This is a genomic window from Aquabacterium sp. (genome assembly GCF_021768455.1).
Taxonomy (GTDB): Bacteria; Pseudomonadota; Gammaproteobacteria; order Burkholderiales; family Burkholderiaceae_C; genus Aquabacterium.
The window spans coordinates 1-17,729 of the sequence record NZ_JAIZVX010000094.1; the positions used below are offsets into that span (position 1 = coordinate 1).

The 17,729-nt window shown below is 65.9% G+C and carries 16 protein-coding genes and 1 pseudogene; 10 read left to right on the plus strand and 7 right to left on the minus strand.

The genetic code is table 11. The annotated features are described in order from the left end of the window. A pseudogene (locus tag QZ994_RS12890) lies at positions 1–645 on the plus strand (hypothetical protein); the annotation flags it as partial. 31 nt (positions 646–676) lie between these two features. Here the strand turns inward: QZ994_RS12890 and urtE are convergent. The 5 genes from urtE to urtA all read right to left on the minus strand — a co-directional run bounded on the left by urtE (position 677) and on the right by urtA (position 6,573). After that, positions 677–1,381 (minus strand): urea ABC transporter ATP-binding subunit UrtE, encoded by a 705-nt coding sequence (gene urtE, locus QZ994_RS12895; RefSeq protein WP_290872097.1) that lies wholly within the window; start codon positions 1,379–1,381, stop codon positions 677–679. A gap of 2 nt (positions 1,382–1,383) precedes the next feature. Continuing rightward, the gene (urtD, locus tag QZ994_RS12900; protein WP_290872100.1) at positions 1,384–2,283 is read right to left on the minus strand and encodes an urea ABC transporter ATP-binding protein UrtD; all 900 of its coding nucleotides are present in this window, start codon (positions 2,281–2,283) and stop codon (positions 1,384–1,386) included. Then, on the minus strand, positions 2,280–3,422 hold the full coding sequence (gene urtC, locus QZ994_RS12905) for an urea ABC transporter permease subunit UrtC (protein WP_290872103.1): 1,143 nt from the start codon (positions 3,420–3,422) through the stop codon (positions 2,280–2,282). The genes urtD and urtC overlap by 4 nt, the downstream gene beginning before the upstream one ends. Positions 3,423–3,456: 34 nt before the next feature. Beyond that, on the minus strand, positions 3,457–5,127 hold the full coding sequence (urtB, locus tag QZ994_RS12910; RefSeq protein ID WP_290872105.1) for an urea ABC transporter permease subunit UrtB: 1,671 nt from the start codon (positions 5,125–5,127) through the stop codon (positions 3,457–3,459). A 174-nt stretch (positions 5,128–5,301) separates the two neighbouring features. After that, positions 5,302–6,573, minus strand: coding sequence for an urea ABC transporter substrate-binding protein (gene urtA / locus QZ994_RS12915; RefSeq protein WP_290872142.1), 1,272 nt, complete (start codon positions 6,571–6,573; stop codon positions 5,302–5,304). Between the two features lie 174 nt (positions 6,574–6,747). On the opposite strand from urtA, the gene QZ994_RS12920 reads away from it, so the two are divergent. Together QZ994_RS12920 and QZ994_RS12925 are read left to right on the plus strand one after the other, a co-directional pair. After that, positions 6,748–7,485 (plus strand): fused MFS/spermidine synthase, encoded by a 738-nt coding sequence (locus QZ994_RS12920; protein WP_290872109.1) that lies wholly within the window; start codon positions 6,748–6,750, stop codon positions 7,483–7,485. Positions 7,486–7,494: 9 nt separating this feature from the next. Then, the gene (locus tag QZ994_RS12925; protein ID WP_290872112.1) at positions 7,495–8,016 is read left to right on the plus strand and encodes an NUDIX domain-containing protein; all 522 of its coding nucleotides are present in this window, start codon (positions 7,495–7,497) and stop codon (positions 8,014–8,016) included. A gap of 9 nt (positions 8,017–8,025) precedes the next feature. On the opposite strand, the gene QZ994_RS12930 is transcribed toward QZ994_RS12925, so the two are convergent. Together QZ994_RS12930 and QZ994_RS12935 are read right to left on the minus strand one after the other, a co-directional pair. After that, entirely contained in the window at positions 8,026–8,985 is a 960-nt protein-coding gene (locus QZ994_RS12930) for a response regulator transcription factor (protein WP_290872114.1), read from the minus strand. A gap of 29 nt (positions 8,986–9,014) precedes the next feature. Next, positions 9,015–12,608, minus strand: a complete 3,594-nt coding sequence (locus tag QZ994_RS12935; RefSeq protein WP_290872117.1) for an ATP-binding protein — start codon at positions 12,606–12,608, stop codon at positions 9,015–9,017. An 84-nt stretch (positions 12,609–12,692) separates the two neighbouring features. Here QZ994_RS12935 and QZ994_RS12940 point away from each other — a divergent pair, with 84 nt between their 5' ends. From QZ994_RS12940 to ureG, 7 genes are all read left to right on the plus strand, one after another. Next, positions 12,693–12,995 carry an urease subunit gamma gene (locus QZ994_RS12940; protein ID WP_290872120.1) on the plus strand — a complete coding sequence of 101 codons (303 nt, stop codon included), beginning with the start codon at positions 12,693–12,695 and terminating at the stop codon, positions 12,993–12,995. Positions 12,996–13,181: 186 nt separating this feature from the next. Further along, positions 13,182–13,352 (plus strand): hypothetical protein, encoded by a 171-nt coding sequence (locus QZ994_RS12945; RefSeq protein WP_290872123.1) that lies wholly within the window; start codon positions 13,182–13,184, stop codon positions 13,350–13,352. Beyond that, positions 13,349–13,654 carry an urease subunit beta gene (locus QZ994_RS12950; protein WP_290872126.1) on the plus strand — a complete coding sequence of 102 codons (306 nt, stop codon included), beginning with the start codon at positions 13,349–13,351 and terminating at the stop codon, positions 13,652–13,654. The genes QZ994_RS12945 and QZ994_RS12950 overlap by 4 nt, the downstream gene beginning before the upstream one ends. Before the next feature lie 85 nt (positions 13,655–13,739). Further along, a complete protein-coding gene (ureC, locus tag QZ994_RS12955) occupies positions 13,740–15,467 on the plus strand; it encodes an urease subunit alpha (protein WP_290872130.1) in 1,728 nt (575 codons plus the stop codon). Between the two features lie 14 nt (positions 15,468–15,481). After that, positions 15,482–16,186 (plus strand): urease accessory protein UreE, encoded by a 705-nt coding sequence (gene ureE / locus QZ994_RS12960; protein ID WP_290872133.1) that lies wholly within the window; start codon positions 15,482–15,484, stop codon positions 16,184–16,186. 16 nt (positions 16,187–16,202) lie between these two features. Beyond that, the gene (locus QZ994_RS12965) at positions 16,203–16,961 is read left to right on the plus strand and encodes an urease accessory protein UreF (RefSeq protein ID WP_290872136.1); all 759 of its coding nucleotides are present in this window, start codon (positions 16,203–16,205) and stop codon (positions 16,959–16,961) included. Next, entirely contained in the window at positions 16,958–17,602 is a 645-nt protein-coding gene (gene ureG / locus QZ994_RS12970) for an urease accessory protein UreG (RefSeq protein WP_290872139.1), read from the plus strand. Before QZ994_RS12965 ends, ureG begins: the two co-directional genes overlap by 4 nt. The last annotated feature ends 127 nt before the right edge of the window (positions 17,603–17,729 follow it).

The window sequence follows — 17,729 nt, forward strand, 5'->3', positions numbered from 1 at the left end:
GCCAAACGCGCCTACGCCAACGCCGAGTGGGACCTGCAGACCGCCCAGGCCCGCACGCATGCAGCCCGCCACACCTTGCTGACTCAGCTTGGCCTGCAGGCCCAGGGCGAAGACGCCGCACCGGAAGGCACCGCCGACTGGCAAGCCGGCGACGAGGCCGCACAGCGCTGCCCCGTGCTCGCCATCGATGCCGCGTCCACCCCACTGAGCACGCTCGACCAACGTGCGCGCCAGCAAGCGCCCGTGGGAGCCAACGCCCCGATGGCCACACCCTCTGCCCTGCCGACAGGGGGATCGACGAAAGCCAGCACCGACGCCGATGCCGTGAGCCAGCGTCTGCGTGACTGGGCTGCGGCCTGGATGAGCAAGGACCACCCCAAGTACGCAGCCTTCTACGCCAAGGGCTTCACGCCAGCGCAAGGCGACCGCGCGCGCTGGACGCAGGAACGCCAGCGCCTTCTGGCCAAACCGGGCCCCATCGTCGTGCTGGTCGAAAACATCCAGGCCACGGCACAGGGCGACACGGTCACGACCGCCTTCACCCAGCGCTACACCTCCAGCAACTTCAAGGACGTGTCGCGCAAGGTCCTGACCTGGAAGCAGGAGTCCGGTCAGTGGGTGATCGACAAGGAGAGCAACCGCTGAAGGGCGGTGCGCTCCCTGCTGCGCCGGCCGATCAGATCGACATCAGCTGGCGCACGCCTTCGGCTTCCATGTCTACCCCACGGCCGCGCTGGATGACCTCACCGCGCTCCATCACCAGGTACTGGTCGGCCAGTTCGGCGGCAAAGTCGTAGAACTGCTCGACCAGCACCACGGCCATCTTCTGGCCGTTCAGGCCCTCGTCGGCCAGCTTGCGGATGGCGCGGCCGATGTCCTTGATGATGCTGGGCTGGATGCCTTCGGTCGGCTCATCGAGGATGAGCAGCTTGGGGCCGGCCGCCAGCGCCCGGGCGATGGCCAGCTGCTGTTGCTGCCCGCCCGAGAGGTCACCGCCTCGGCGGTGCAGCATCTGCTTGAGCACCGGGAAGAGCTCGAAAAGCTGCTCTGGCAGGGGCGTGTTGCCTGGCTTGCTGGCCAGGCCCATCTGCAGGTTCTCGGCCACCGTGAGGCGCCCGAAGATCTCGCGGCCCTGAGGCACATAACCCAGCCCCAGACGCACGCGCTCGTAGGGCTTGAGCTTGTCGATGGCCTGACCATCGAGCTTGATCGCGCCCGACTTGATCGGCACCAGGCCCATCAGGCTTTTGAGCAGCGTGGTCTTGCCCACGCCATTGCGCCCAAGGACCACCGTGACCTCGCCCACCTTGGCCTCGAAGTCCAGGCCGCGCAGGATGTGCGAGCCACCGTAGTACTGGTTGACGGTTTCGACTTTCAGCATGATCAGCGTCCCAGATAGACTTCCACAACCTTGTCATTGGCCTGCACCTCGGCCAGCGTGCCTTCGGCCAGCACCGAGCCATCGCACAGCACCGTGACCTTCTTCCTGGCGGCATTGGCGCCCTGCGTGGTCAGCTCGTGGATGAACTTCATGTCGTGCTCGACCACCACCAGCGAGTGCGCACCTTCCAGCGAGAGGAAGAGTTCGGCGGTGCGCTCGGTTTCCTCATCGGTCATGCCGGCCACAGGCTCGTCGAGCAGCAGCAGCTTGGGGTCCTGCATGAGCAACATGCCGATCTCCAGCCACTGCTTCTGCCCGTGAGACAGCAAGCCGGCCACACGCTGGGCCTGGCTTTGCAGGTGGATGAGCTTGAGCATCTCGGCGATGCGGTCCAGCTGCGCGCTGTTGAGCTTGAAGAACACCGAGGCACGGGCACGGCGGTCTGCCTTGAGCGAGAGCTCCAGGTTCTCGAAGACCGTGAGGTGCTCGAACACCGTGGGCTTCTGGAACTTGCGGCCGATGCCGATCTGGGCGATCTCGTTCTCGCGGCGCTTGAGCAGGTCGATCGTGGAGCCAAAGAAGGCGGTGCCGCTGTCAGGGCGGGTCTTGCCTGTGATGACGTCCATCATCGTGGTCTTGCCGGCACCGTTGGGGCCGATGATGCAGCGCATCTCACCCACCGAGATGTCCAGGCTCAGCTTGTTGAGCGCCTTGAAGCCATCGAAGCTGACTTCGATGTCGTCAAGGTAGAGGATGCGACCATGGCTCAGGTCCACCAGGTCGGCGTCTTCCACCACGCGGCCGTAGGCGGCTTCACGGCCACCGGATTCACCGGCGTTGGTGGGGGTGGCGTAGGCGCGGGCCAGGGCCTGTGCGCGGTCTTCCATCAAGTCGGGGGTCATGCCTTCACCTCGGCCTTCTTGTTGAACAGTTGCTTGACGCCACCCACGATCCCGTTGGGCAGGAACAGCGTCACCAGGATGAAGAGCATCCCGAGGAAGTAAAGCCAGAATTCGGGGAAGACCTGGGTGAACCAGCTCTTGGCACCGTTGACGAAAAAGGCGCCGATGATCGGGCCGATCAGCGTGGCCCGGCCACCCACGGCCGCCCAGATGGCGATCTCGATGCCCGATGCGGCCGACATTTCACCCGGGTTGATGATGCCCACCTGGGGCACATACAGGGCCCCGGCGATGGCGCACATCACGGCAGAAAGCGTCCAGATGGCGAGCTTGTAGGCCAGGGGGTTGTAGCCGCAGAACATGACGCGGTTTTCGGCATCGCGGATGGCCTGCAGCACCCGACCGAACTTGGTGTTCACCAGCCAGCGGGCCATCAGGTAGAAGCCGATCAGCGTGAGGCCCGTGATCACGAAGAGCACCATGCGCGTCGAGGGCTGGGCCAGCGGGATGTCCAGGATGCGCTTGAAGTCGGTGAAGCCGTTGTTGCCGCCAAAACCCGTCTCGTTGCGGAAGAAGAGCAGCATCGCCGCGTAGGTCAGCGCCTGGGTGATGATGGAGAAGTAGACACCCTTGATGCGCGAACGGAAGGCGAAGAAGCCGAACACGAAGGCGATCAGGCCAGGCACCAGCACCACCAGGATCATCTGGGCGATGAAGGACTCGGAGAAGGTCCAGTGCCAGGGCACCGTCTTCCAGTCGAGGAAGACCATGAAGTCGGGCAGGTCGCTCTTGTAGCTGCCATCACGGCCGATCTGGCGCATGAGGTACATGCCCATGCCGTAACCGCCAAGCGCAAAGAACAGGCCGTGGCCCAGCGAGAGGATGCCGGTGTAGCCCCAGATCAGGTCCATGGCCAGCGCACAGATGGCGTAGCACATGATCTTGCCAATCAGCGCCAGCGCAAAGTCCGACAGGTGGAAGGCCGAGTCGGCAGGCACCACCAGGTTGAGCACCGGTGCCAGCACGACCACGGTGATCACCGCGGCCATCAGGGCCGTCCAGCCCTGCGGGCCCAACGCACTGCGGGGGATGGTGAGCGTCGGCAGGGCCGACGGGGGGAGAACAGAACTTGTCGTCATGGTGTGTTCATCTCTTCAGCGTGTCGGGGGTGGGTCAAGCCTCTGCACTGCGGCCCTTCATCGCGAAGAGACCTTGCGGACGCTTCTGGATGAAGATCACGACGATGACCAGCACCAGGATCTTGGCCAGCACGGCGCCGGTCCAGCCCTCAAGGCCCTTGTTGATCAGGCCGAGGCCCAGGGCGGCGTAGACGGTGCCGGCAATCTGCCCGACGCCGCCCAGCACCACGACCATGAAGGAGTCGACGATGTAGTTCTGGCCGAGGTCGGGGCCCACGTTGCCGATCTGTGAAAGCGCACAACCGGCCAGCCCCGCGATGCCTGCGCCCAAGGAGAAGGCCATGGTGTCGACCTTGGCGGTGTTGACGCCCACGCACGACGCCATCGGGCGGTTCTGGGTGACGCTGCGCACGAAGAGGCCCATGCGGGTCTTGGCGATCAGGAGGGTCATGCCCACCAGCACGAAGGCGGCAAAGGCGATGATGACCAGGCGGTTGTAAGGCAGGGTCAGGTTGCTCAGCACGTCAAAGCCGCCCGACATCCAGCTCGGGTTCTCGACCTGCACGTTCTGGGCTCCGAACACGGTGCGCACGGCCTGCATCAGCACCAGGCTCACGCCCCAGGAGGCCAGCAGGGTTTCCAGCGGGCGGCCATACAGGAAGCGGAACACGCCACGCTCCAGCACCGCCCCCACCGCGGCGGCGGCCAGGAAGGAGACGGGCACGGCCAGCAGCAGGTACCAGTCGAACGCGCCTGGGAAATGCTGACGGAACAGGTTCTGCACGAAGAAGGTGGCATAGGCGCCGATCATCATCAGCTCGCCGTGGGCCATGTTGATCACGCCCATCAGGCCGTAGGTGATGGCGAGACCCAGTGCGGCCAGCAGCAGGATCGAACCCAGGCTGATGCCGGTGAACAGCACGCCGGCGTACTCGCCCCAGGCCAGTTTGCGGTTGACCTGGTCGATCGCCAGTTGCAAGGCCCCTTTGACAGCGGCATCGGTTTCAGCCGCGTCCTGGATGCGCTCCATCAGCAGGGCGCGGGATTCGGGGCTGCCCTGTGCAGCCAGGGCCTTGACGGCTTCGATGCGTTTGGCGGGGTCCGCCGCGTTCAGCAAGGCCTTGGCCCGCACGCCCAGCAGCTGGGCCTTGAGCTTGGCATCGGTCTCGGTGGAGAGGGCCTGGTCGATGATGGCCAGCTTGGATTCATCGGCGGCTTTCGAGAGCGAATCGATGCCCTCGGCGCGCGTGGCCACATCGGGCGATGCCAGCTTGCTGGCGCCCAGCGCGGCCTCGATCTCGTTGCCCATGCGGTTGTTGTTGACCACGTCTTCGGCGTCTTCGGGCAGCTTGGCGGCTTCGCCGCTGCCGGCAACGGTCACCTCGTCACCATTGACGATGTAGGCCTTGGTGCCGGCCACCTTCACGGTGTCGTCGGCCAGGGCCTGCAGGAAGGCGGGCAAAGCCGGGTCGTTCTTGACGATCAGCTTCTGCAGGGCGGCAATGCGGGCATCGTTGTCGCCACCGGCAACCGAAAAGGCCTCATCGGCCGTGAGGGCGTGGGCTGGCAACCAGGCGGCGCTCAAGCTCACGGTGGCCGCTGCGGCCAACAAGGTCGCGGCCAGGCGGCTCAGCAGCCGAGGCGCTTTCCGAAAGGCTGCTCCGGAGGCGGTGGGCGCGGCATCGTGCATGGGGTTCACAGGCATGTCCTGTCTCTCGCATTCAAGGCAGAAAAAAAGGCGCCCCCTGGCGTGACCCACCAGGGGGCGAACCGCTCTGCATCAAGGTTCTTCCCGTCTGGCTCGCACACCCGGCCATCACACCGGGAGCACGCTGGCGGGGACGGGCACCCGCTCAGATCAAGCGATCACATCCGGCGATCACTTGGCTTCGGGCTCGTCCTTCTTGACGTCGTTGCCAGGGATGTAGGGGCTCCAAGGCTGGGCCTTGACCGGGCCCGGGGTCTTCCAGACCACCTTGAACTGGCCGTCGGCCTTGACTTCGCCGATGAAAACCGGCTTGTGCAGGTGGTGGTTCTTCTCGTCCATCTTGGACATGAAGCCGCCCGGTGCAGGGAAGGTCTGACCGGCCATGGCCTTGATCACCTTGTCCACGTCGGTGGAGCCGGCCTTCTTCACTGCCTGGGCCCACATGTTGATGCCGATGTAGGTGGCTTCCATCGGGTCGTTGGTCAGGGGCTTGTCCTTGTGACCGGCGATGTTCTTGGCCTTGGCATAAGCCGACCACTTCTTGATGAACTCGGTGTTGGCCGGGCTCTTGATGCTCATGAAATAGTTCCAGGCAGCGAGGTGACCGACCAGGGGCTTGGTGTCCACGCCACGCAGTTCTTCTTCACCCACAGAGAAGGCGACGACCGGCACGTCCTTGGCCTTCAGGCCCTGGTTGCCCAGTTCCTTGTAGAAAGGCACGTTGGAGTCACCGTTGATGGTGGAGACCACAGCGGTCTTCTTGCCTTCGGCAGCGAACTTCTTGATCTTGGCGATGATGGTCTGGTAGTCGGAGTGACCGAAGGGGGTGTACTCCTCCATGATGTCGGCATCAGCCACACCCTTGGACTTCAGGAACGCGCGCAGGATCTTGTTGGTCGTGCGGGGGTAGACGTAGTCGGTGCCCAGCAGCACGAAGCGCTTGGCCGAACCACCATCTTTGCTCATCAGGTATTCGACAGCGGGGATGGCCTGCTGGTTGGGAGCGGCGCCCGTGTAGAACACGTTCTTCTCGAGCTCTTCACCTTCGTACTGAACGGGGTAGAACAGCAGGCCGTTGTTTTCCTTGTAAACCGGCAGCACCGACTTGCGCGACACCGAGGTCCAGCAGCCGAAGGTCACGGCCACCTTGTCTTGCGTCAGCAACTGCTTGGCCTTTTCGGCGAACAGCGGCCAGTTCGAAGCCGGGTCGACGACCACAGGCTCCAGCTTCTTGCCCAGCAGGCCGCCCTTGGCATTGATCTCGTCAATGGCCATCAGCACGGTGTCCTTCAGGACGGTCTCGGAAATGGCCATCGTGCCAGACAGGGAGTGCAACACACCGACCTTGATGGTGTCGGCGGCTTGCACCATGGTGCTGAATGCCAGACCGGCGACGCCCAGGGCGACGGCGGACAGGGACTGGACGGCGCTGCGACGAGACATGTTCATGGAAGTACGCTCCTTTGAAGCGGTGGGGTTGAACGCAAAACGAAGTGAGGCTGGGTTCCGATCGGTGCCACCTTGCGGTGGGCTTTGTGATCGGATGCGTTCAGTGTGCCGAGGGGCCCAAAAACCAGGAATACGCCACATGGCGTATCGATGGCAGACTCCCACCCCATGACCGACGAACCCAGGCTGCGCCAGAACAGCCAGACCGTGACCCTCAGCTTCGAGGGCACCCTGATCCAGAGCTGCATGCGACTGGAAGACCCCACCGACCTGGTGCTGGACTACACCCGAACCATGATGGGCGCCCTGCTCTTCAACCCGACACCTGCGCGGGTGCTGATGATCGGGCTGGGAGGCGGCTCCATGCTCAAGTACCTGCACCGCCACGTGCCCGAGGCCCACCTCACGGTGGTCGAAATCAGCCAGAGCGTGATCGACCTGCGCGACGCCTTCCACATTCCTCCAGACGACGCCCGCCTGCAGACCGTGTGCGACGACGGCGCGAAGTTCATGGCCAAACCGCCGCAGGCCTACGACCTGATCCTGGTGGACGGCTTCACCGGCGAAGGCATTGCCGAGCCGCTGTGTTCTCGCAGCTTCTACAACCACTGCCGCAAGGCACTCAAGCCCGAAGGGCTGCTGGTGGCCAATGTGCAGGCCGACACCGACCAGACACGCGAGATCGGCAAGCGCCTGTTCAAGGCATTTTCAGGGTCGATGATCTCGGTGCTGTCCGACGAGGGTGGCAACGACATCGTCACCGCAGGGCCTAGCCACCTCTTCGAGCAGTGCCGAGCCGACTTCGAAGGGCATTGGCAGGCCCTGGCGCCCATTCACCAGGCCACACTGGCGGTGACCTCGCAGCGCATCCAGCGTGCGCTGATCAAGGGCTTTCCGATTGGATGACGCACCCACATGGCCCACACCTTCTGCCCGCAATGCGCCGCCCCCCTGATTGAACAGGCTCACGAAGGCGTACCCCGCGCCACCTGCCCTGCCCCGGCATGCGGCTATGTGCACTGGGACAACCCGGTGCCCGTGGTGGCCGCCATCGTCGAACACGAAGGGCAGCTGATCCTGGCGCGCAACGCGGCCTGGCCCACGCCCTTTTATGCGCTGATCACCGGTTTCCTGGAGAAACACGACCCCAGCCCGGAAGAGGCCGTGGTTCGCGAGGTCAAAGAGGAGCTCGGCCTGGACGCCGATGGGCCACCTTGCTTCGTCGGGCTTTACCCCTTCCCGCGCAAGAACCAGCTGCTCATCGTGTACCACGTCCGAACGCAGGGCACGGTCACGCTGAACGAAGAACTGATCGACTACCAGCGCATCAGCTTCGACCAGGCCACCTACTGGCCAGCGGCCACGGGGCTGGCGCTGCGCGACTGGCTGGTCTCACAAGGCCACAGCCCGCGCGAGGTGGACCTGCCCAAGGTCTGAAGCCGCCCCTCAACGGGACTTCAATTGCGCCACCCGGCTCATGGCCAGGCCCGCCGCGGCGGTGCGGGTCTCGACGCCGAGCTTGGCAAAGATGTGCTCCAGCTGCTTCTTGACGGTGGCCGGGCTGCTGCCCAGGATGTCGCCGATGTCGCGGTTGGTCTTGCCCTTGACCACCCAGTACAGCACCTCGCCTTCGCGGGCGGTGAGCTTGAACTCGGCACTCAGGGCGTCCATCGCAGCCTGGTCAGAGCTTTCCTGCATCACCAGCAGCCAGTCGTCGTCGCCCGTGGGCTGGTGCAGGGCAAAGCTCAGCTGTCGGCCGCCCTGGTTCACTGTCCAGGTGGGGGGCGACACCGGGGGCTGCCCTGCCGCCATGGCCTCGTTCAGACGGGGAACGGCCACCCGCAGCCAGTCGGCCAGTTCCTGCGGCGCCACCGATTCGGGGCAATCAAAGTAGGCCAGCAGCAGCTTGCGCGCCAGCGGCGTCTGCCAGAGGATGCGACCATCGGCCACGCGCACGGTGATGGAGGCATGGCCAAAGGCATCGAGGGCATTGCGGGCCTGGCGGGCCTGCCGTGCGCCTTGCATGTGGGCTTCGATGCGGGCCAGCACCTCACGCGGCCGGATGGGCTTGACCACGTAATCGACGCCCCCCGCCTGGAAAGCCGCCACCACGTGCTCGGTCTCGGTCAGACCGGTCATGAACACGATGGGGATGTGGCTGGTCTCGGCCATGGCCTTGAGCTGGCGCGCCACCTCGAAGCCGTCCATGCCGGGCATGATGGCGTCGAGCAGGATGATGTCGGGCACGGCCTGGCGTGCACGCTGCAAAGCGGCTTCGCCGTGGGTGGCCACCAGCACGGTGTAACCCTCCTCGTCGAGCGCGTCGTGCAACAGCGAGAGGTTGTCGGGCACGTCGTCCACGATGAGCACGACGTCGGTGCGGCTGCGGTCGAGTCTCTCGAACATGGCGGGCGGGCTCACGGGTTACGGCGGGATCAGACTTCGGATTGTGCCTGGGCCAGCGCATCCTTGAGCAGACTGGCCATGGCGTCGAGCTGGAACTGGCGCGCCATGCCACGCAGGCGCTGCACAAAGGCCTCACACCGAGGCTCGGCGAGTGCGATCTGATCGAGCGCCTTGTGCACCCCGCGGATGTAGCCGGCATGCACCTGGTCCTCCAGGCTGCGCAGGGCGGCCAGCGACGGCAAGGCATCAGCGCGGGCATCGCCCACCGCCGGCACCATGGGCGCTGTGGGCAAGGCAGCCGGGGCGCGCTCCACCTCGATCCACTGCAGCGCCAGACGCCGCCCCAGCCAGTCCAGCAGCTCTGGCACCCGCACCGGCTTGACGATGAAGTCTTCCGGGCCGATGCCCACGTCGTTGTCCAGGGCCTTGTCGAAGGCGTTGGCCGACACGATGGCCGCGGGCGCCTGGCTCAGCCCCTGATCCTGGATGGCGCGCAGCGTGGCCCAGCCGTCCAGGCCAGGCATGGCCAGGTCCATGAACAGGGCGTGCGGCATCAGCATGGGGGGGCAGGACCGCAGTTGGGCCAGGCATTCCACGCCGGATGCGATCGGCGTGACCTCGAAGCCCAGGGGTTCGAGGATGCGCACCAGCAGGCCTCGGTCCGCCTCTTCGTTGTCAACCACCCAGATGCGGCGGCGTTCGCCCACATAGCCGGTGCGCTGCCCCCGGATCACGGTCGGCGCCAGGCCCGCCATGCGCACCTGAGGCAGGAAAAGCCGGATGCGGAAGGTCGTGCCCTCACCCAGGGTGCTGCGCACGCTCATCTCGCCACCCATGAGGTCGGTGAGCATCTTGCTGATCGTCAGGCCCAGGCCGGTGCCGCTGGCCGAGTTGCCCGCGGCCGACGAACCCCGGGCAAAAGGCTCGAAGACCTTGTCGATCTCGCTTTGCGCGATGCCCGGGCCGGTGTCACTGATGTCGACCTGGGCGATCTCGCGGGCGTAACGCACCTTGAAGCGCACCTCACCGCTCTGGGTGAACTTCACCGCATTGCCCAGCACGTTGAACAGGATCTGGCGCACGCGGCGCTCGTCGGCACGCACGGCCTCAGGCAGGGTGTCGTCGAGGTCGACCACGAAGCGCAGCTGCTTGGCGCGCGCCTCAGGCTCGATCAGGCTGATCATCTGCTGCAGCAACTCCGCCAGGCGCACGGGCTTCACGTCCAGCGTCAGCTTGCCGCTCTCGATGCGGGCAATGTCCAGCGTGCCTTCGATCAGGGAGAGCAGGTGGTCGCCACCCCGCTTTATCACGCCCACCGCGTGCTTGACGTGCTCGGGCAGGCGGGCGTCTTCGTCCAGCAACTGGGCATAACCCAGGATGCCATTGAGCGGCGTGCGCAGTTCGTGGCTGATGGTCGAGATGTAGCGGCTTTTGGCCTGATTGGCCTGCTCGGCCGTCTGCTTGGCCTGCTGCAGCTTCTCGTCGGTGATGCGGTGAGATTCGATTTCGCGCACCAGCAGATGGGTCTGTCGGTTGGACTCTTCCTGCGCCACCTGCCGGCTCTTGTGCGTGAGCACCACCCACCAGCCCACCACCCCGGCGATCAGCAGCAGGGCCGCAAACACCTTGGTGAAGGCGGCACGCAGCATCTCGGCAGCGGCCTCGGTGGAGGTGAGGTCGAGCACATCGAGGTCGCGCACCTGCTGCTGGTAGACCAGGCCAAAGAGGCCCGCCAGCAGCGGCCCCAGCACCAGCATCACCATGACGAACTGGCCCAGTTCGGTGTCCAGCCGGCGCCACAGCAGCTGGGGCATCAGGCGCTGGCCCAGGGCTCGCCATTGCTCGGCCCAGCGGGCTTCGGGCTTGCAGAGGTCCTGGCAGCGGGCATCAAGCGAGCAGCACAGCGAGCAGATGAAGCCCTGGTAGGCCGGGCAGTGCGCCACATCGTCCTGCTCGTATTCGCGCTCGCACACGGTACAGCGGTGCAGGGCCCGCAGGCGGATCACCTTGGCCAGTGGTGAGCCCTGATCTGCCCCCTCCCCTGAGCCCTCACCTGAGCTTTCGTCCACCAGCGGTTGACGGGCCAGGTAGTAGCGCCCTTGGGTGGCCCAGGCGATGAGGGGTGAGACCACAAAGGCCACCACCATGGCGATCACGGCCGAGAAGGCCTGAGCCAGCTCCCCCAGCCAGCCCACGTGCGCCATCACCGACAGCACCGAGGCCGCCCCCATGGCGCCCACGCCCACCGGGTTGATGTCGTAGAGGTGGGCGCGCTTGAACTCGATGCCTTTGGGCGACCAGCCCATGGGCTTGTTGACCACCAGATCGGCCACCACGGCCATCATCCAGGCAATGGCGATGTTGCCGTACAGGCCCAGCACCTTGCTCAGGGCCTGAAAGAGGTTCAACTCCATCAGCAGCAGCGCGATCAGCGCGTTGAACACCACCCACACCACGCGCCCAGGGTGGCTGTGCGTGACCCGCGCGAAAAAGTTGGACCAGGCAAGCGAGCCCGCATAGGCATTGGTGACATTGATCTTGAGCTGCGACACCACCACGAAAAGCGCCACCGCCGCGATGGCCAGCCCCTGATGCGGGAAGATTTTTTCCCAGGCGACCAGGTACATCTGGTTGGGATCGAGGGCGCGCTCCACGGGCACAGAAAAGCTGATCGCCAGCCAGGCCAGCAAGGCGCCACCCAGCATCTTCAGCACGCCCGGAATCACCCAGCCTGGCCCGCCCACGAACACCGCGGCCCACCAGCGACCTTGTCGCCCTGGCCTGGCCTCGGGCATGAAGCGCAGGTAATCGGCCTGCTCGCCCATCTGCGTGATCAGGGCGACACCGACGGTCAGGGCCGAGCCGAAGGCGATCAGGTCAAAGCCGCCATGCTGGCCATCCTGCCCCGGGTAGGCGGCCAGATCGCGAAGGATGCCTGGGTGGTCCTTGAAGACATAGACAAATGGCAAGGCCAGCATCAGCAGCCACAGCGGCAGGGTGAGCAGCTGCAGGCGACTGATGATGGTGACGCCATGGGTGACCAGCGGCACCACCACCAGGGCGCAGATGAGGTAGCCCCAGGCCGGCGGGATGTCGAAAGCCAGCTCCAGGGCGTAAGCCATGACGGCCGCCTCGAGCGCAAAGAAGATGAAGGTGAAGCTGGCGTAAATGAGAGAAGTGATGGTCGAGCCGATGTAGCCAAAGCCCGCGCCGCGGGTGAGCAGGTCCATGTCGACGCCATGGCGGGCCGCGTAGACGCTGATGGGCCAGCCGGCCAGCAGGATGATCAGCCCTGTGGCCAGGATGGCCCAGAAGGCGTTGACGAAGCCGTGGTCCACCAGCAGCGTGGCACCCACGGCCTCCAGCACCAGGAAGGAGGCCGCGCCAAAGGCCGTGTTGGCCACGCGCCACTCGCTCCAGCGGCGGGCCGAGCGGGGCGTGAAGCGCAGGGCGTAGTCCTCCAGCGTCTCGCTCGCGACCCAGGTGTTGTAGTCGCGGCGCACCTTGACCACGCGCTGCAGCGCCTCGCTGCCCTGGTCGGCCGATTCGGACAAGGTGGGCGGCGTGTGCGTTGATGGCGGGGGCGCGCGAAAGGCTGGACGGCTTGGGTCTGGGTCTTGCATAGTGGGAGGGTGAGCCCGCTCGGTGCCGCAATTTCGGTGCCGCCGCGACCGCTTCGTCCACCAAGAGACGCCACGAGAGACCCCATGGAACTGACCTCCCGCGAGAAAGACAAGCTGCTGATCTTCACCGCCGCCTTGCTGGCCGAACGCCGCAAAGCCCGTGGCCTGAAGCTCAACTACCCCGAGGCCGTGGCCCTGATCACCGCTGCCATCATGGAAGGCGCCCGTGACGGCAAGAGCGTCGCCCAGCTCATGAGCGAGGGCAAGACCGTGCTGAGCCGGGCCGACGTGATGGAGGGCATCCCCGAAATGATCCCCGACATCCAGATCGAAGCCACCTTCCCGGATGGCACCAAGTTGGTGACCGTGCACCAACCCATTGCGTAACCCGACCAGCAAACCCCATTAACGCACCAAAACAGCGCAAACAAGCTGACAAAGCCAGCGGGCAGGCATCCAGAACGCGGCCATGCCCCTCGCTGCGCACCATGCCGATACAAAGCCCCAGGGTGCCAGTCGGCCATCAGCCTGTTTTGCCTGCCCCTCAGCCTTCGCCTTCCGGAGCCCCTTGCCATGACACGCTTCAGCCTCGCCGCCCTCCCCGCTTCCCTGCTCGCCAGCACCGCCTGGGCCCACGAGGGCCATGGCCTGGACGGCTTCTCCCACTGGCACCCCACCGACGCCTGGGGCTTCGTGGCCATGGCCATCGTGGGTGCCGCGCTGTGGTTCGGGGGCCGCAAATGATCCCGGGCGAGCTGCTCACCGACGGCCCCGACATCGACATCAACCCTGGCCGCCGCACGCTCACCCTGGTGGTCGAGAACGCGGGCGACCGGCCCATCCAGGTCGGCTCGCACTACCACTTTGCCGAGACCAACGGCGCCCTCAGCTTTGACCGCAGTGCCGCCCGCGGCATGCGCCTGAACATCGCCTCGGGCACCGCCGTGCGCTTCGAGCCCGGCCAGCAGCGCACCGTCGAACTGGTCGACTTCGCTGGCGACCGCGTGGTGTACGGCTTCCGTGGCCTCACCCAAGGCCCGCTCTGAAACACCGTGATGCGCCCCGGCCCGGTCACACCCCGACCGGCCTGCGAGCGCGCTCTCTGAACAAGACCCGACAGGACCCCTGAAAATGGCCAGCATCAACCGACGCGCCTATGCCGAAATGTTCGGCCCCACCACCGGAGACCGACTCCGCCTGGCCGACACCAACCTGGTGATCGAGGTCGAGCGCGACCTGACCCTGGGCGCGGGCGGCTACGGCGAAGAAGTGAAGTTCGGCGGTGGCAAGACCATCCGCGACGGCATGGGCCAGGGGCAGCGCATCAACGGCCCCGCCGCCCATGAAGCCGCCGACTGCGTGCTGACCAACGCACTCATCCTCGACCACTGGGGCATCGTCAAGGCCGACATCGGCCTCAAAGGCGGCCGCATCGTCAAGATCGGCAAGGCCGGCAACCCTGATGTGCAACCAGGCGTCGACATCGTCATCGGCCCGGGCACCGAAATCATCGCCGCCGAAGGCATGATCGTCACGGCCGGCGGCATCGACACCCACATCCACTTCATCTGCCCGCAGCAGATCGAAGAAGCGCTCAACAGCGGCGTGACCACCATGATCGGCGGCGGCACCGGCCCGGCAACGGGCACCTTCGCCACCACCTGCACGCCCGGTCCCGACAACATCGCCCTGATGCTCAAGGCCGCCGAGGCCTTCCCGATGAACCTGGGCTTCCTGGGCAAGGGCAACGCCTCGCAACCCGAGGCGCTGCGCCAGCAGGTCCATGCCGGCGTGATCGGCCTCAAGCTGCACGAAGACTGGGGCACCACGCCCGCGGCCATCGACACCTGCCTGACGGTGGCCGAAGAGACCGACATCCAGGTCGCCATCCACTCCGACACGCTGAACGAATCGGGTTTTGTGGAAGACACCGTTGCGGCCTTCAAGGGCCGCACCATCCACAGCTTCCACACCGAAGGCGCGGGCGGCGGGCATGCGCCCGACATCATGAAGGTGGTGGGCGAACTCAATGTGCTGCCGTCATCGACCAACCCGACGCGGCCTTTCACGGTCAACACCATCGACGAGCACCTCGACATGCTCATGGTGTGCCACCACCTGGACGCCTCGATCGCCGAGGACCTGGCCTTTGCCGAGAGCCGCATCCGCCGCGAGACCATCGCCGCCGAAGACATCCTGCATGACCTGGGCGCCATCAGCATGTTCAGCTCGGACTCACAGGCCATGGGCCGCGTGGGCGAGGTGATCATGCGCACCTGGCAAACGGCCCACAAGATGAAGTCCCAGCGCGGCAAGCTGCCCGGGGACAGCGATCGCCACGACAACGCCCGCGTCAAACGCTACGTGGCCAAGTACACCATCAACCCCGCGCTGGCGCACGGCGTGGGCCACGAGGTCGGCAGCATCGAAGAAGGCAAGTTCGCCGACCTGGTGCTGTGGAAGCCCGGCTTCTTTGGCGTCAAGCCCAGCATCATCATGAAAGGCGGCTTCATCGCCGCAGCGGCCATGGGCGACCCCAACGCATCCATCCCCACGCCGCAGCCCGTGCACTACCGCCCCATGTTCGGCGCCTTCGGTGGCGCCGTGGCCCGCACCTCGCTGACCTTCATGAGCCAGGCCTCGATCGCCGCCGGCCTGCCCGAGCAACTCGGCCTGCGCAAGCAGACCGTGGCCGTGCGTGGCTGCCGCAGTGTCCAGAAGACCGACATGGTGCACAACGCCTACCTGCCGAAGATGGAAATCGACCCGCAAACCTACCAGGTGCGCGCCGACGGCCAGTTGCTGACCTGCGAACCCGCCACCAGCCTGCCCATGGCCCAGCGCTACTTCCTGTTTTGACGGACACTGCCGGGATGCTGACCGTCAACAAACTCCTTTCGCAAGGCCAGGGACTGGCCTCCGTGCTGCTCAAGCGCGCCGCCACCGTCGAGCTCGACTGGGACGTGCGCCAGAAAAGCCGCTTCGATGCCACCGACAGCCAGGGCCGCACCCTGGGCGTCTTCCTGCCCCGTGGCACCCTGGTGCGCGGCGGTGACGTGCTGGTGGCCGAAGATGGCTCGATGATCAAGGTGCTGGCTGCGCCCCAGCCGGTGCTGGTGATCACGCCTTGCGCCGACCACGGCTCGCCCTTCGACCTGGTGCGCGCCGCCTACCACCTGGGCAACCGCCATGTGCAGATCGAGCTCAAGCCCGATCACCTCAAGATCGAGCCCGACCATGTGCTGGCCGACATGCTGCGCGCCATGCACCTCACCGTGCGCGAGGCCCACGAAGGCTTCGAACCCGAGGGTGGCGCCTATGCCGCTGGCGGACACAGCCATGGTCACGATCATGGCCATGCACACGACCACGACCACGATCACAGCCACGCCAACCCGGCCCATGGCGAACCCGGCCATGTGCATGGGCCTTCGTGTGGCCACGATCATGCCCACGCCCAGCCCGCCGCCCCGGTGAGCCGCGGCAAGCCCATCGGCATCGCCATCAAGGCCGCCGAGGCGCCCGCCCATGGGCAGCCCGGCCACGTTCACGGCCCCGGCTGCGGACACGATCACTGAACGGTCGCCCACACACATGCCCCGTGTTGTTCCCCGCCCCGCGCCGCTGAGCCCCGGGGCCCGGCTCCAGCTCATGTGGCTGGCTTCGCCCGCCCTGCCCGTGGGCGGATTCAGCTATTCAGAAGGGCTGGAGGCCGCCATCGCCTCCGGCCTGGCCGACACCGAAGCCAAGGCGGCGGCCTGGTTGCGCGACCAACTCCACCTCAGCCTGGCCCGCGCCGACCTGGCCGTGGTCGCCAAGGCCGTGCCCGCCTGGCAGCGCGGCGACTTGGCCCGCATCACCGAACTCAACGCCTGGGTCACGCTCACACGTGAAACCAGCGAGCTGCGCCTGCAGACCGAGCAAATGGGCCGCTCACTGGTGGCCTGGCTGCACAACCGTGGCGGAGAAGCCCTCAGCGCCGAGGGCGACCCGCGGCTTCAACAATGCGCCGCCCTGCCCCCGGCCCCAACCTGGCCCATCGCCTTCGCCCTGGCCGTGGCGCAGTGCCTCCCCCAGCCCACACAGGCGGGCCACAGCGAAGAGGCCATCCGCGAAGCCTTGCTGAGCTTTGCCTTCGGCTGGGCCGAGAACATGGTCCAGGCCGCCATCAAGGCCGTGCCCCTGGGCCAGTCCGCCGGCCAGCGCATGCTGCAAAGCCTGATCGAGGCCATCCCGGCCGCCATCGACCACGCCCTGACGCTGCCCGACTCGCAGCGCCAGGCCTTCACCCCCATGCTGGCCATCCTCAGTGCCCGGCATGAAACGCAATACTCCCGACTCTTCCGATCATGAGCGCCCTCCACCACATCCCTGGCCGCACCAAAAAGCTCCCTCCCCTGCGCGTGGGCGTGGGCGGCCCAGTGGGCTCCGGCAAGACCACCCTGCTCGAAATGCTCTGCAAGACCATGCGTGAGCAGTACGACCTGGTCGTCATCACCAACGACATCTACACCAAGGAAGACCAGCGCCTGCTGACCGTGGCCGGTGCCCTCGACCCGGACCGCATCATGGGTGTGGAAACCGGTGGCTGCCCGCACACCGCCATCCGCGAAGACGCCTCGATCAACCTCGAAGCCGTCGACCGCATGCTGGCCAAGTACCCCAATGCCGACATCGTCTTCATCGAGTCCGGCGGTGACAACCTGGCCGCCACCTTCAGCCCCGAGCTCAGCGACCTCACCATCTACGTGATCGACGTGGCCGCCGGTGAAAAGATCCCGCGCAAGGGCGGCCCCGGCATCACCAAGAGCGACCTCTTCGTGATCAACAAGACCGACCTGGCCCCGCACGTGGGCGCCGATCTGGCCATCATGGAGGCCGACACGCAACGCATGCGGCCCACACGCCCTTACGCCATGACCAACCTGAAGACCAGGCAGGGTCTGGCCGACGTCATCGCCTTCATCGAGACCAAGGGCCTGCTCAAGGCATAATGCCGCCCTGCACCGCCACGGTGGTGCACATGGCACCCGCCCCGGGTGCCTGAGGTCCAGCTCTCCGTAGTTCAATGGATAGAACGGCCGCCTCCTAAGCGGCAAATACAGGTTCGATTCCTGTCGG